The organism is Clostridium sp. CM037 (assembly GCF_055081095.1).
In genome coordinates, this window is record NZ_CM143650.1 from 3,290,060 (window position 1) to 3,304,316 (window position 14,257).

Annotated in this window: 14 protein-coding genes; 1 reads left to right on the top strand and 13 read right to left on the bottom strand. The window is 31.3% G+C overall.

Translation table 11 applies throughout. The annotated features are described in order from the left end of the window. Window positions 1-44 precede the first annotated feature (44 nt). The gene (locus ACWJKP_RS15820; RefSeq protein ID WP_165413144.1) at window positions 45-332 is read right to left on the bottom strand and encodes a hypothetical protein; all 288 of its coding nucleotides are present in this window, start codon (window positions 330-332) and stop codon (window positions 45-47) included. Between the two features lie 156 nt (window positions 333-488). Beyond that, window positions 489-1,088 (bottom strand): 50S ribosomal protein L25, encoded by a 600-nt coding sequence (locus ACWJKP_RS15825; protein ID WP_165413145.1) that lies wholly within the window; start codon window positions 1,086-1,088, stop codon window positions 489-491. 543 nt (window positions 1,089-1,631) lie between these two features. On the opposite strand from ACWJKP_RS15825, the gene ACWJKP_RS15830 reads away from it, so the two are divergent. Beyond that, window positions 1,632-2,750 (top strand): AI-2E family transporter, encoded by a 1,119-nt coding sequence (locus ACWJKP_RS15830; RefSeq protein WP_165413146.1) that lies wholly within the window; start codon window positions 1,632-1,634, stop codon window positions 2,748-2,750. A 1-nt stretch (window position 2,751) separates the two neighbouring features. On the opposite strand, the gene ACWJKP_RS15835 is transcribed toward ACWJKP_RS15830, so the two are convergent. From ACWJKP_RS15835 to ACWJKP_RS15885, 11 genes are all read right to left on the bottom strand, one after another. After that, window positions 2,752-4,194: an MDR family MFS transporter gene (locus ACWJKP_RS15835; protein ID WP_165413160.1), complete on the bottom strand. Its 1,443-nt coding sequence runs from the start codon at window positions 4,192-4,194 to the stop codon at window positions 2,752-2,754. 354 nt (window positions 4,195-4,548) lie between these two features. Continuing rightward, window positions 4,549-4,926, bottom strand: coding sequence for a DUF956 family protein (locus ACWJKP_RS15840; RefSeq protein ID WP_165413147.1), 378 nt, complete (start codon window positions 4,924-4,926; stop codon window positions 4,549-4,551). A gap of 121 nt (window positions 4,927-5,047) precedes the next feature. Further along, window positions 5,048-5,959 carry a PTS system mannose/fructose/sorbose family transporter subunit IID gene (locus tag ACWJKP_RS15845; RefSeq protein WP_165413148.1) on the bottom strand — a complete coding sequence of 304 codons (912 nt, stop codon included), beginning with the start codon at window positions 5,957-5,959 and terminating at the stop codon, window positions 5,048-5,050. Window positions 5,960-5,978: 19 nt separating this feature from the next. After that, complete coding sequence (locus ACWJKP_RS15850) at window positions 5,979-6,785, bottom strand: PTS mannose/fructose/sorbose transporter subunit IIC (protein WP_165413149.1); 807 nt, start codon at window positions 6,783-6,785, stop codon at window positions 5,979-5,981. 36 nt (window positions 6,786-6,821) lie between these two features. Then, window positions 6,822-7,799 carry a mannose/fructose/sorbose PTS transporter subunit IIA gene (locus ACWJKP_RS15855; RefSeq protein ID WP_165413150.1) on the bottom strand — a complete coding sequence of 326 codons (978 nt, stop codon included), beginning with the start codon at window positions 7,797-7,799 and terminating at the stop codon, window positions 6,822-6,824. Between the two features lie 178 nt (window positions 7,800-7,977). Continuing rightward, the gene (locus ACWJKP_RS15860; protein ID WP_165413151.1) at window positions 7,978-8,451 is read right to left on the bottom strand and encodes a mannose/fructose/sorbose PTS transporter subunit IIB; all 474 of its coding nucleotides are present in this window, start codon (window positions 8,449-8,451) and stop codon (window positions 7,978-7,980) included. 187 nt (window positions 8,452-8,638) lie between these two features. Continuing rightward, window positions 8,639-8,848, bottom strand: coding sequence for a PTS sugar transporter subunit IIA domain-containing protein (locus ACWJKP_RS15865; protein WP_318038343.1), 210 nt, complete (start codon window positions 8,846-8,848; stop codon window positions 8,639-8,641). 262 nt (window positions 8,849-9,110) lie between these two features. Beyond that, window positions 9,111-11,900, bottom strand: coding sequence for a sigma 54-interacting transcriptional regulator (locus tag ACWJKP_RS15870; RefSeq protein WP_165413152.1), 2,790 nt, complete (start codon window positions 11,898-11,900; stop codon window positions 9,111-9,113). 291 nt (window positions 11,901-12,191) lie between these two features. Further along, a complete protein-coding gene (locus ACWJKP_RS15875) occupies window positions 12,192-12,740 on the bottom strand; it encodes a GNAT family N-acetyltransferase (RefSeq protein WP_165413153.1) in 549 nt (182 codons plus the stop codon). Window positions 12,741-12,808: 68 nt separating this feature from the next. Beyond that, window positions 12,809-12,988, bottom strand: a complete 180-nt coding sequence (locus ACWJKP_RS15880) for a hypothetical protein (protein ID WP_165413154.1) — start codon at window positions 12,986-12,988, stop codon at window positions 12,809-12,811. Window positions 12,989-13,123: 135 nt separating this feature from the next. Further along, on the bottom strand, window positions 13,124-14,029 hold the full coding sequence (locus tag ACWJKP_RS15885; protein ID WP_165413155.1) for a DUF2156 domain-containing protein: 906 nt from the start codon (window positions 14,027-14,029) through the stop codon (window positions 13,124-13,126). Between the last annotated feature and the right edge of the window lie 228 nt (window positions 14,030-14,257).

The following is a 14,257-nucleotide window of genomic DNA, read 5'->3' on the forward strand; positions in this document are numbered from 1 at the left end:
AATTAAATGGCTTCCTTTAATATTTATTTTATTGTTATAATAACCTATTCTTCTATATAAGTAATATTACCATCAAAAATGTAATTCAAAGAAGTTTTTGTACCTTCTAGTGCATACATCATTTTTTCAATTACCACTTGTTCTTCTTTGCTAGTTGTTATAGAAAGTTTATCTACTTCATTAACTTCAGACTTTAGTTCAAATTCATATATAAAATCGTTTATTAGTCTTATCCACTCAGATATGTCATTAGAACCTATATTTTCTCTCTTTCCGAAATCTTTTAATGTTCTATCTAATTGTTTTTTTGAATATCTCAATATATTTGCCATTCTTTAGCCTCCTAATTTTACTCACAATAATAAGTATCTATTTGCTTATTTTCTTTTTCTTACCTCATCATCAAAACATTTTAAATTTTATCCATAATAGATAAAAGGATGAACTTTTCATGTTCATCCTTTTATTATTATATAATTACTATTTTATTATTTAGCTTCAGTTTCAGCAACAACTGCTTCAGCTGTAACTTCTTCAGTCACTTCTTCTTTCATTTGTGCTATAGCTGCGTAAATTTGATTTTCATCATCAGTAACTTTTATTTGCTTATTTAAATCAAAGTCCTTTATTGTAATTGTATCTCCAAGTATTTTTTGTGATATATCAATACTTATTCCATCAGGTAATATACCCATGCTTCCAATAACATCTATCTCAGCTTTATAAACCTTCAACTCAAGTAGATTGGCTGCTACATTCTCTTCTCCCTTGAAAGAAATAGGTAATTGCATTTTTATTTCACGATCTTTAGAAACAAGTTGTACGTCTATATGATTAATTTTTGCTGTTACAGGATGTCTTTGAATTTCTTTTATAAATCCAAATTTTTTATCTTCTCCGTATTTGATCCATATTTTAGCATTAGAACCATGTTTTTTAAGAATCTTTATTAATTCTACGTCTTGAACCTTTATAGAAGTTGCTTCCTTAACGCCATCGCCATACATTACACCTGCAATAAAACCTTCTTCTACAAATCTTTTATTTGTTGGAATTCTTTCAAATGCATCTAAAATCATTTCTTCCATAATAATTCGCTCCTCTTGGCTTATAAAGCCTTTCTGTTTATTATTTTATGTACATATGTTACCACTAATAATTTTCACTAAAATTTGTGTTGAACTTTAAAATGATATGATTTTTTTAACTACAAGTATCTGAAAATTCAATGTATATAATTACAAACATTAAAAGACAACATGAATTACCCTGCTGTCTTTCATGTTTTCATAAATATATTTTCCACGTTATATCCATTATTTATACAAATAAATAAAAAAATCAGCATCACTACCTAAAAGATAACATTAGTATTTAAATATAACTATATTATAGCACATTATTGCACATGTTTGCAAACAGAAATTGTAAGGCGTGTTGACTATTTCTGTAACCTACTATTATTACGCAATATGTCATTAATTTTTTTAAAAATGAATATTAATAAATTGTTTTAAGAATGATATAATTAAATAAGCTACAATCTTCTTCTTCTAATCTACAATATTACAATTATATAATACTACATTGATCTTATAACAAGCGGCTAAATATTGACTGGAGGAATTGCATTGATTAAATATAAAAAGATACCATATATACAGCTTGTCCCTATTATTATAATTGCCCTTCTACTTTATAGAATAGTAAACAACGTTGAAAATATAGGTTCAATATTAAATAATTTTTTTTCTTTACTTACTTATTTTATTTGGGGTTTCGTCATAGCTTATTTACTTAACCCACTTATGGTGTTTATTGAAAAGAGAACAAAAATGAAAAGGATTTATAGTATATGCATAATTTACACATTATTTATAGGCATAATAATTTTTATAATCACTTTAGTTACTCCTAATATTATTAAAAGCTCCGTTGATTTATTTAATAATATCCCTCACTTTGCAAATAAAGCGTATAAATGGTCTACCAATTTTTTATCTAAAAATGAACTACTAAACAAATTTGATGCTACTTCTTACTTAGATAGTTACCTTAGTTCTTTTAATAAGGATGTATCTGCATATTTTAGCCCCGGTTTTCAACTTATAATTGATTACCTAATGGGTTTGGGTTCTTTTTTTATGAAATTAATGTCTGGAATCGTAATTTCAATTTACTTCTTGATGGATAAAGAATCTATTATTTTCAATCTTAAAAAATTTGTTTTTTCTGTTTTAAATGAAACAGTTGCTATTAAAATAATTGATTTTTTTAAGATAGTTAATACTACTTTTAAGAAATATTTTGTTGGGAAAATGATTGACTCTATTATTTTTGGTATTATTACTTTTATAGGATTTACGATATTAAAAATACCTTACGCTTTACCTTTTAGTTTAGTAATAGGTGTAACAAATATGATCCCTTATTTTGGAAATATTATAGGGATGGTTCCCGCTGTTATAATAACAATATTCTTTAGCCCAATGAAATGTGTTCAGTTGGTACTATTTATTACAACCTTAAGTAATATTGATGGTTGGTTCATATCTCCAAAGATTATTGGAGATAAGGTTGGGATTAGTCCACTACTTATAATACTAGGAATTGTTCTTGGGGGAGGTTTTTTTGGTGTTTTAGGAATGTTACTTGGAGTTCCCACTATAGCCTTAATAAAGACCCTACTAGAAAATTTTATGAATAAACAAATTAATGATAAACAAATTGAAGAAAAATTAATTAAATAACTTATTGTTCACATGAATTATTTTTTAATTTTGAGTCGAATATAAAAGAAAGTGCCAATGATGCTAAAGCAATTATGATAAATATTATAAATACTTCATGAAGCCCTGAATTTAAAGCTTGCTTTATCTGGTGCAAACTTACTCCACTACTCAAAGTTGCCTTGGAATACAAATTGTTAGGTTCTATTCCCTTTCTTCCTATATTATTGAAGTATTTAATTATATTCATATTTAATATAATTCCAAAAACACTTACTCCTATAGTTTGACCTAGTGTACGCACCAGTGAATTCGCTGCTGTAGCTGCTCCTCTTTTGTTATATCCCACTGACTCTTGTACCATTATTGTTAATGTAGTAAAAGCTCCTCCAAATCCAAATCCCATAATGAACCCATAAACTATAACTGATACTAATAGAGATCCACTACTTAAAGTAGACAAAAATACGCAACTAATAAGCAAAATTAAAGTAGATATACCAATTACTATTCTTCCACCATATTTAGGGATAGCTTTAGACAAAGCAAACGAAGATAAGAACCAAGCAATAGACATAGGTGCCATAGACACTCCAGCAACTGTAGGACTTAATCCTAAAATATTTTGCATATATATAGGTAAATAAACCTCTATTCCTATTAAAATCGCTGCGGCTAAAAATGTTATTACATTTACAATAGTGCTAGTTTTTGTAAATATTTCAAAAGGTATAATGGGCTCATCCGCTCTTTTTTCCACATAATAAAACACAATCAATACTGCAATTGTAACTACTAAAGCTATTATAATATTATTTCTTCCACCGGTTAAGCTACCCAGTAAAAACGTTATAATTGCAATGGAAAATAATAAAGTGCCTACATAATCTATCTTATGTTTCTTTTTCTCAAAAGTTTCAATTAGTTTTTTTTGTAAAAGCACTATAGATATTATTCCAAAAGGTAGGTTTATAAAGAAAATCCAACGCCATGAGAAATTGTCTATTAAAAATCCCCCTAAAAAAGGACCAGCTAAACTTGCTATTCCCCATACTGTACTTAACCACCCCTGAATCTTTGGCCTTTCTTCAACAGTAAAAATGTCACCCAATATAGTATACGTAACTGTAAATATTGCTCCTGCTCCCAGTCCTTGAACTGCACGAAACGCTATAAGCTGATACATGTTTTGTGAAAACCCACAAAGACAGCTCCCAACTAAAAAAATTATTATTCCAATAGAAAGAATGTTTTTTCTTCCATACAAATCAGCTAATTTACCGTATATTGGCGTAGAAATGGCTGTTGTCAGTAAATAAGCAGAAAAAACCCAACTTATAAGTTCAAACCCATTTAAATCTTTAACTATGGTTGGTATCGCAGTCGTCACAACTGTTCCCTCTACAGCTGCAAGGAACATTGACACCATTAATGCAATGACTATACTTCTTTTTTTTGATTTCATCCTTTGTGACACTTCCTTTAATATGATAATTATCATCTATATTTCACCTAAAGTACAAATAAACGACAAATATCATTTTACCATTAATTATAAATATTTGTACAGTAAATTAAAAACTGCCAATTAGTAAACTCATCTCCTGCGGAGCTGCATAGTTCATCCTTATCCCTCCATTATTTTTTACAAGAAAAATGAGAACCAGATTAAACTCTGATTCCCATTTTTTAATATTCCTATGCTATGTCTGCTTAAGTGATTCATAACAAATTGAAATTTTGCTCTTCTGCTTATAAGGACACATTTATAAAAATATCACCAATTTCTCTTTCAATTCCATAATTTTCAAGCAAAAGCTCACAAACTTTTTTTAAATCTCGATTGCACCGCTCGTTTGACCACATCAAAAAAACTTAACGAATGAACCATATGATTTGGCTCAACATATTTTCGAACAGCACGAAGTACTTTTTTTGGTTCTTTAGAAGAAAAAGTATAGGTACCATTTTTCTTCGTTTGGATTGCATATCGTGGAATCCACTTTCCTTTTAGCATTACGGACGCAATGACATTGTCAACCTCTTCCCAAGGAATTTGAATATATTTACGAGAATCACGAGAATTGTAAAACTCAAAACCTTTGTCGCCGATCATTATTTCCCCATAATCTGTAAAACCCGTAAAAGCTGTTGCATCAATTACTATATCCACATTTGTATTGAGTGATTGAACCATACGATCTACCTCTTTTCTATTATATGTTTTTTATTTGTTTCTATTAATTATCGTACTACTGTTTTTCTCACTTTAATTTAACAAAAGCCCAGGCTAAAAAGCCCAGGCTGAGTAAAAAATATTACATTAAACCGATTAAATGGAAAACAATACCAACTACGAACAGCCCAAGAATAATGATAATTGGAGATACTTTCTTCTTAAGCAACCACATACAAAATAATGTCAATGCTAATCCTGCAAGTCCAGGAATCAATGAATCCAAGTTATTTTGCAATGTTGTAACCTTAGTAGCAGTTAATGACAAGCCACTTGATTGTTGCAACAGAGCTTCTTTAATACCGTTCGCTCCAGCAGGAATTTTGCTCCAATCAATGTATGCACCGTTAGCTAACTTAACGGTTGATACTGTCGGTGTAAATACAACAGATACCCATCGGTTAACTAATGATCCCAAAATGAACATACCAAGGATAGATGCTCCTTTTGTAATATCTTGTAGTAAACCACCTGATAAATCATCGGTAATATTAGAGCCTGTTTTGTAACCAAACTCTTGTGTATACCAAGTAAATGCCATACGGATGATATTCCAACCGAAGAAAAAGATAATTGGTCCAAGGATATTACCACCCATAGCAAGAGAAGCAGCTAATGCCCCTAAAATTGGCCTAACAGTAAACCAGAAAACTGGATCTCCTATTCCCGCTAAAGGTCCCATCATACCAACTTTAACACCTTGAATAGTTACGTCATCGATTGGTGCACCACTTGCACGTTCTTCTTCTAAGGCTAATGTTACACCAATAATTGGTGACGCTACATATGGGTGAGTGTTAAAAAACTCCAGGTGACGTTTCAATGCAGCTGCACGCTCTTCTTTAGTCTTATATAATTTTTTAATTGCGGGCATCAATGCATATGCCCAACCACCATTTTGCATTCTTTCATAGTTCCAAGAACCTTGAATGAAAGTTGAACGCCACCAAACAGAAATACGATCTCTTTTTGTTAATTTTATTTTATTTGCCATTTTTATATTCCCTCCCTTCTTAGTAAGTGTCAATAATATCGCCTAATGGATCACCGGTATTTGAGCTACCACCATTACCTGAGCCACCTTGTTTAGTAAGTGCTAAGTAAATAAGAGCTATAGATAAACCGATTGCACCTAATCCGATAAGTGTAATTTGTGAAATAGTTGCTAACACAAAACCAATTGCAAAGAATGGCCATACTTCTTTTGTAGCCATCATGTTGATTACCATTGCATAACCGACAGCTACGACCATTCCACCACCGATTGCTAAACCAGCTGTTAACCATATAGGCATAGCTTCAAGTGCTGTACGAATCGGACCAGCACCAATTGCTAAAATCAAGGCTGCTGGAATTGCAATACGTACACCCTGCATGCAAATAGAAATAATATGCCACATTTCAACTTTTCTGATATTTCCTTGTTCAGCAGCAGCATCCATGAAATGTACAAATAATGTAGCAATAGTACGACAAATAATTGTTAATAATAGCCCTGCAACTGCTAGTGGAACAGCAATAGCGTAAGCTGAAGGCACTCCTGCTGTGCCTTGTCCACCAAGAACTAGGATGATTGCAGATGCAACAGAAGCAAGTGCTGTATCGGGTGCTACGGCAGCACCGATATTTGCCCAACCTAAAGCAATCATTTGAAGAGTACCACCTAATATTAGGCATGGTATTAGGTTACCTGTAACTAAACCGATTAACGTACAAGCAATTACTGGTTGGTGGAATTGAAATTGATCCAAGATACCTTCCATACCAGCTATAAATGCTACGATAATGACTAATATGATTTGGACAACATTTAGATCCATAATTATTTATCCTCCTTTTTTATCTAAATAGTTAGATTATTTTGGTTTATTTAATTCTCCTTGTGCTTTTTTAAGTATTTCGTCCATTTTTCCTTTTGAATCATTTGGAACTTTACGAACATCAAAATCCAATCCAGCTTGTTTAAGCTTATTGAAGGTATCAATATCTTCTTGATTGAAAGCAAGAACTTTGTTTGGTTGAACTTTACCCGGAGAGTGAGCCATAGAGCCAACATTGATTGTCTTCAAAGGTACTCCACCTTCTACCACTCTAAGTACATCTTCTGGATTTTCAAAAAGAAGCAATGCGCGTTGTCCGCCAAACTGTTGATCATTTTTTGCAAGTTTAATCATTTGATTAATTGGAACAACATGAGCTTTAACACCCGGAGGAGCCGCCTGTTGGATCAATTTCGTACGAAGCCCATCTTTGGCTACTGCATCTGATACGACAATAATTCGTGTAGGGTTCACAGTTTTTGTCCAAGCAGTTGCTACTTGTCCATGAAGTAAACGAGAATCAATACGAGCTAAAACATATTCGAATGATCCAGGTGCACCTGCATTAGATTGTTGAGCCGAAGCCTCTGAATATTTACCATTATCTTCCAGTTCTAATTCTTCAGGCTTAACTTTAACTCCTTCTTTAGCTGACTTTAAGATATGAGCCGCAATTTCCTGTGCGGATTCCATTGAAAAACGTGAAGCAAAAGCTTCAATTACCATTGGTAGATTCATACCAGCTACGATTGCCCATTTAACTTTGTGTTCTTCAAATAGACTATTCGCTTGGTTGAATGGTGTACCGCCCCAAAGATCAACTAAGAATAAAACCTCATCTTGGTTGTCAAAGGATGCGATTGCGTCTTTCATTTTTGCTTTAACATCATCAGGGCCTTCACTAGGCATCAACGTAACAGCTTGTACGTTCTCCTGTTCTCCGAAAATCATCGCACCAGATTGCAATATGCCTTTAGCAAATTCTCCGTGACTAGCAAGAATAATTCCTACCATCTTTATACCTCCTATTTTTTATTTATTACAGTAAAATCTATAAAAAAGTTTTGAAAAACCTGTAACCAAAATTAATGATTATGATACATTTCAATTAATAACAAAAACTAATAATAAAAGGTTTATAACACTATACACTAATACTATGGTACTTTGGCAGAAGTTAATATGGTGAATTTTATAGTTTTGACATTAAATCTACTTTTGAATCTGAATAAATTTTTCTTATTTCTAGTTCAATGTCTTTTTCATTTAATTTTTTGAAAGCTTCAATATCTGTATCATCTACTGATACTACACTAGTTATTTGTTTCTTTCCTTCTTTAAATGACATACCACCAATATTTACACTCTTTATGGCTACTCCACCTCCAACCATTCTTACAACATCAGTTGGATTAGTGAATAGAAATAGCACTCTATCATCTTGGTATTTTGGATTATTATAAACTCTTATTGCCTCATCAATTCCTACAACACTTGATTTAATTCCTGGAGGTGCAACTTGCTCCAAAAGTGTCTTTCTAATTGAGTCCTTTGTTACATCATCATTACATACAATTATTCTTTGACATTTTGTGTCTTTTGACCAAATTGTTGCTACTTGACCATGAATTAATCTGTCATCAATTCTTGCTAATGCAATTATCATTTTATAATTCCTCCTCGTTACTATTTTTTTCATTCTCAATACTATTTTTTAAAGTCTCTTTTAACGATTTTATTCCAAGATGTCCAGTACTTATTGCTATCTGCGCAAGTTCATCTACATTTTAATTTTCTCTAGCTGAAAATATCTCAAGTAGCATAGGCATATTCATTCCAGCTATTATATCCATTTATTCACTCTTTACTGCTATCCTGCTAGCCGCATCGAAGGGGCTTCCACCAAATAAATCCACCATAAAAAGCACTCCATCTTCGCACTGCAAAGATTCCAATGTATCCTCATATTTTTTCATTAAATCATCTGCACCCTCACCTGGTAAGAATGTTATCGTGGCAACGTTTTCTTGATGTCCCAAAATCATTTCTGAAGATTTTAGTATTTACTCTGAAAATTTACCATGTATTCCTAATACTATAACTATTATTAATTAGCCCTCCTATTCAATTCATTTACACTTTGTTCTATATATGTTTATATATCAATAGCAATACCCATACCAAAATAGTGTATCAAAAAATAAAAATCCTGTAGACTCCTTAAAATAAGGGGATCTATAGAATTTTTTTTTTATTATTTTATTTTATTAATACACTGTTTATTATTTTTAATACTGTAACATGAAAATATATAGTATTTTTATGTTACTCTGCAAAAATATCGCAAATATAATACATTTCGTCATCCGTTAGACTAATATTGAGTGTCTCTTTGAATTTAAAAGTAGCCTCCATAACAACCCTTAAGACCTCATCATCTATAGCACTCCTATCTCCACTATAGGTAAGTGTTTCTTTTATAATCATTCTCTCTAAGGCACAGCCCGTATGGAGCATTAGTTTAATTTTAAAAGAGTTACTAAAACTTTTACTCATTTCTTTTTCTAATACACTTGTAAAATTCATTAATACACTAATAATCTTATGTGGATTTAAAAATGTTAAAAACTCATTTAAACTATCTTCGCAAAGTTCTTTAACTACTATATTTTCTTCTTTCATCTCTGTAGGTATATGATTTTTCTGTATTATATTCATAAGACGTTTTTCACCATCACCTCCAATAAGATTCTCTATTGATATAAACGGCGCATTTATCTTAGGATTCATAACACCGACAGCGGCTATTATTCTATAACGATTCATTAAATCCTCTAATTCAGCTTTAATATTAATTATTCCTATAGGTATAATTAATATTTCATCTCTCGTTACATTAATTACAATATTATGAACTAATTCTTTAAGTTTTTTTGCTGTGCCTTCTCCTGTTGAGCATATGGTTATTATAGCTGCATTCTTTTGTACTACTAATTTTTTGGAATCTTTACTATAAAGTCCATATCCTTTAAAGTCCTTTAAAGAATCATATAAAGTATCTAAATCCATATCAAGCATGTTGGCTTTTCTAACCGCCTCGAGCACGAGTGGCGTCGATGCCATATCCACAGTCTTGACTCTTATTCCTGTTTTTCCAGTTATTATAGTATCAAAACTTGTTAGAGATCCCATATCTACAAGTAGAAGCACTCCACGCCCCATATCAATTTCATTTACCTTTTCTATAATATCATTAAGCACCCTCTGTGGACTTACATCAAGTGGCATATCTATTCCCTCAACTACTCCCTCGCCTAAGAGATTTCTTGCTACATTAACCATAGAACTTGCAGTACTGCTGCCATGTAGAGCAACTATCACGGCTACTCTTTCATTGTTTTGCTCTTCTTGCACTGAACTAATGAGAAGTGTTAGGTAAATCGCTTCCATATCAGGTACTATAATATTATATTTTTTCTCAATAAGATCTTTTATTTTAAGCGATATATTAAACTCTTGAGGTTTGTCATTAATCGTATTTTTTATATTTGTATATTGCAGGCTACTCCTATTATCTATTCTTTTTAAGAATGCACTGAGGTGAAGACTAAAAGCATATAGAAATCTTTCATTAAACTTCCTTTTTAACTCTGTTTCTACAATCACTCTAACTTGTTCTGCAAATTGAAGGGTATCCTCATTTACTATCTTAAGTATTTTTTCTCTATCCTGAGCACTATTTTTACTCTTTTTATAAAAGCATTTAAGGTGAATATTAATATCTGTTGTTATGAATTTTTTTATATATTCATCATCTGCACCTTCATCCTTTAAAATAGCAGCCTTATCTTCAATTATTTTATATAAGTTAAATGTTGGCTCAGAAGAGTCCTCTTCTATAAGAACTTTATACCCCTGTGGCATCACCACAATTTGCTTGCCGAAATGCTTAGATAACTCATCCATCTCCATTCTTTTACTACTTGAAGAGAATAGACTATTTTTTATATCCGAAGGTAAAGATTTGAAATCTATCTCAATGAAATCTTTATTATTTATGCTATTTAAAAATCCAGTAGCGCATACTAATTGTATATTAGATTTCATCTGACCAATATTCCCGTATGAGGCACTTCCTATAATTGCCTTTACAGCCTCTGCATCTACCTTTATTGGTTTGTTTACTCTATGTGCTTCATTTGCTAAGAGAAATTTCACTATATCCAATTTGTCCTTACTTGGACGCTCTTCTAAAGAGGGGAGAGATATAACTATAGGAATTCTCCTTACAAATGTTTTTAGGAGTGATGACGCAGGGTCCTCTGTGGTTGCTCCTATAATAAGCACAGTAGATTTTCTGTTTCTTTCTGTTTCACCGAGTTTATTATATTTTCCAGTATCTATGAAATAAAATATCATCTCCTGCCCTTCTGGCGGAAGTCTATGAATTTCATCAAGAAATAGTATTCCACCGTTAGCCTTGGCTACAAGGCCATCTTTTTCTACATCTGCGCCTGTAAATGCACCTTTTATATGTCCAAACATGTGTGATAAGAGAAGTTGAGGATTATTATAATAGTCTGCACAGTTAAATAGCACAAAGGGAGACTTAGCCTCTAATCTCTTAACATATACGGCGTATTTATACATCATATTAGCAAATAAAGTTTTGCCCACCCCTGTAGGACCTACTATAAGTGTATTAAGTCCATTAGGCGGGTAAAGGACAGCAGCTTTAGCTTGCTCAATATGAGTTCTTAGGCTTGTATTATACCCTATAAGACTATCAAATGGGTTCTTTTCTACCTCTTCAGTCTTCTCTTCCGATATAAGCTCATTAAAATTTTCTAATTCTAGAGGACCAGGCTGCAATTTATATTCTAAAAGTCTTTCCACGGTTTCTCTGTCTAAGAATAGTACAGGTCTACCTTTTATCTTTATTATCTTATCTGCTCTAAGTAAATTGTTTAGCTCAAGACTTACATTGTTCCTAATCATAGATAGACTTTTTGCTATAGTGCCGGCACTAAAACCCATTCCTTCCTTAATATCTTTTAAAAGGAATTCTTTAGATTCTTCAACCATAAAGCTATATATCTTTTCAATCCTTTTCATAACTTTCGCCTCATTTATAATAAATTTTTCTTATATTTAAATTATTTAAATCAAATGTAATTCACTATAATAATACTCTATTATTAATACACTATTCAATAGAGTATTAATAGTATATAAATATTCAAAATTTAAGGTTTGTTTAATACACTAAGTAAATATAATCTTAAAACATAAAAAAACACAGTAGATTTGTATTTTCTCTACTGTGTTTTTTTTATTATATAGGAAGTAGCTTGCCATAAGAAGAGCAGAAACACTGAAAATAGATATACGTAATGTACTCTTATTTTATTTCTGCGTATATTCCCACTCAGGTCTCAGTATTCCATACAAATACATATCATACCGTCTACCATCTCTGTGAATAAATTCCCTATAGACCCCTTCTCTTTTAAACCCTAATTTCTCATATAGCTTTATTGCAGGTTCATTGTATTCAAGCACAGTAAGATATATTCTATGGAAATTTAGTTCCTCAAATCCAAACTCTATAGTTAATTTAAGAGCTTCTTTTCCGTGCCCTTGTCCCCTATATTTTTCTTCCCCTATTCCTATATATATTAATGCAGTTCCATTATTCCAAGATATATTTTCAAATCCTGTAATACCAATAATTTCTTCCTGTTCACTGTCTTTAACAGCAAAAATATAGGCTCTATTACATTCTTTTGCCTCTCTTATTATCTCCTTTACCTCTTCCATGTTTTTAGGAATTGCGCTTACTACATCATAATTACGCATGAAGGACACATCATTATGCCACTTTTTAAGTTCCAAAATATCTTCTTCGTTTATAGAAGTAAGTTTTATTTTTTTTCCAACTAAAAGATTTTTCATATTTTTGTAGCAAGGATACTCCCACTTCTAAAGTGGGCGAGGAATTGCTACTTGCTGATAAGCAACTCTCAACCTTGCTTTACCTCCTTTCTATTTTCTATTAATAAACTTTTTGATCTTTGTAATAATTTAAGTTCTGAAAATTTCGCACTCTTGTAGATTGAAGTACCATCTAATAACCTTATATCAAAATATCCAGTTGAACGTCTTCCAAACACAAAGCAAGTGGAGGTTATTGACTCTATCACCTTTCCTCAGCTTTAATTTGAAATTGATTATATGTACTCTTCAAAAATAGACTAGCTGTACGCTAGTCTAGTCTATTCTACTCTATTAAACCATCACCCGCGATGCTGTTCATATTCTTCGGAGCTGAAATATCATTAAATGTTACCAAAATTAAAAATATATTTTTTTTCTAATTTAAAAGGATGATAGGATAATTTAGATTTTCTAAGGCCTACGATTCCTAGGTCCTGTTCCCTATTGATTATCTTAACCTCACTAAAACTCGTATCAACAAACGTTTTGTTAATAAAGCTATAGACTCCGCTATACTTTGTATCTGCCTTTTCTATATGAATCACTGCCAAATCATCATTTAATTTTTCTCCCAAACTAAACGCTACAATCTTTTCATCTACATAAACAGCTATCCCTTTATTATTTAAAATTCCCATATCTTTTACGATGTCTTTTATCCCCTGTAATTCGTAATAAAGTACATCATCATCATTATTACCTGCATACCATTTTTCTGCAGCTACTATTACGTCATTTACTACTTCTTCCCCTTTAATATCTTTAACTTCATAGTTATACTTCTTTATAAAGGAATTATAATGATTTTTTTTCCCATGAAGCTTCTTACCCGAAAGCTTTATAAGCTTTTCTGCTTCATATAAATAATCAAAGTTATCTCTATCTTCCTTGATACAGATACCATGGGCATCATCATATATATCCCTTATCTCCTCCATAACACCCTCATCAAGATCTTTAAACAAATATTCCATATTGTTTTCTGTTTTGTATTCTTTTAATGCATCTATTATTTCTTTAAGATTTTCTTTACTATATCCCAAAGGTTGCATAAAATAATATCTTCCTTCGAAATCCTTCTTTTTTATTATTAGAGCACCTTTATAAATAGTAAAACAAACATCACAAGCTTCTCTCCATATATATAAAGTTGTAAAAGAATATTCACAACTTAAAAATTTATATGGATATATAAATTTTTCAAATACATTCTTATCTTCAATCATAAGTCTTTTAAAAATCATCATCTCAACCTTTCCCCTTAGGATATACCATAAATATCATCATATTTTTATATTCTTCTATTATTTTAGACCGTTTACTCATTTTTTGCAAGTAGATACTTTTATGAACTTTAGTTACCATATAGATACTAATTAATTATAACATAAATACGTATTTTTTTATAATTCTATTAACTACATTTCTTATCAATATAATAACATTATATTGATAGTATTACCGAATAATATAAT

Bases quoted from the DNA above. Each gene is read 5' to 3' on its own strand.
- ACWJKP_RS15875 (WP_165413153.1), bottom strand. From the start codon at position 12,740: ATGAAAAATCTTTTAGTTGGAAAAAAAATAAAACTTACTTCTATAAAC.
- ACWJKP_RS15840 (WP_165413147.1), bottom strand. From the start codon at position 4,926: ATGGTTCAATCACTCAATACAAATGTGGATATAGTAATTGATGCAACA.
- ACWJKP_RS15845 (WP_165413148.1), bottom strand. From the start codon at position 5,959: ATGGCAAATAAAATAAAATTAACAAAAAGAGATCGTATTTCTGTTTGG.
- ACWJKP_RS15820 (WP_165413144.1), bottom strand. From the start codon at position 332: ATGGCAAATATATTGAGATATTCAAAAAAACAATTAGATAGAACATTA.
- ACWJKP_RS15835 (WP_165413160.1), bottom strand. From the start codon at position 4,194: ATGAAATCAAAAAAAAGAAGTATAGTCATTGCATTAATGGTGTCAATG.
- ACWJKP_RS15860 (WP_165413151.1), bottom strand. From the start codon at position 8,451: ATGATAATTGCATTAGCAAGAATTGATGACAGATTAATTCATGGTCAA.
- ACWJKP_RS15885 (WP_165413155.1), bottom strand. From the start codon at position 14,029: ATGATGATTTTTAAAAGACTTATGATTGAAGATAAGAATGTATTTGAA.
- ACWJKP_RS15855 (WP_165413150.1), bottom strand. From the start codon at position 7,799: ATGGTAGGAATTATTCTTGCTAGTCACGGAGAATTTGCTAAAGGCATA.
- ACWJKP_RS15870 (WP_165413152.1), bottom strand. From the start codon at position 11,900: ATGAAAAGGATTGAAAAGATATATAGCTTTATGGTTGAAGAATCTAAA.
- ACWJKP_RS15850 (WP_165413149.1), bottom strand. From the start codon at position 6,785: ATGGATCTAAATGTTGTCCAAATCATATTAGTCATTATCGTAGCATTT.
- ACWJKP_RS15825 (WP_165413145.1), bottom strand. From the start codon at position 1,088: ATGGAAGAAATGATTTTAGATGCATTTGAAAGAATTCCAACAAATAAA.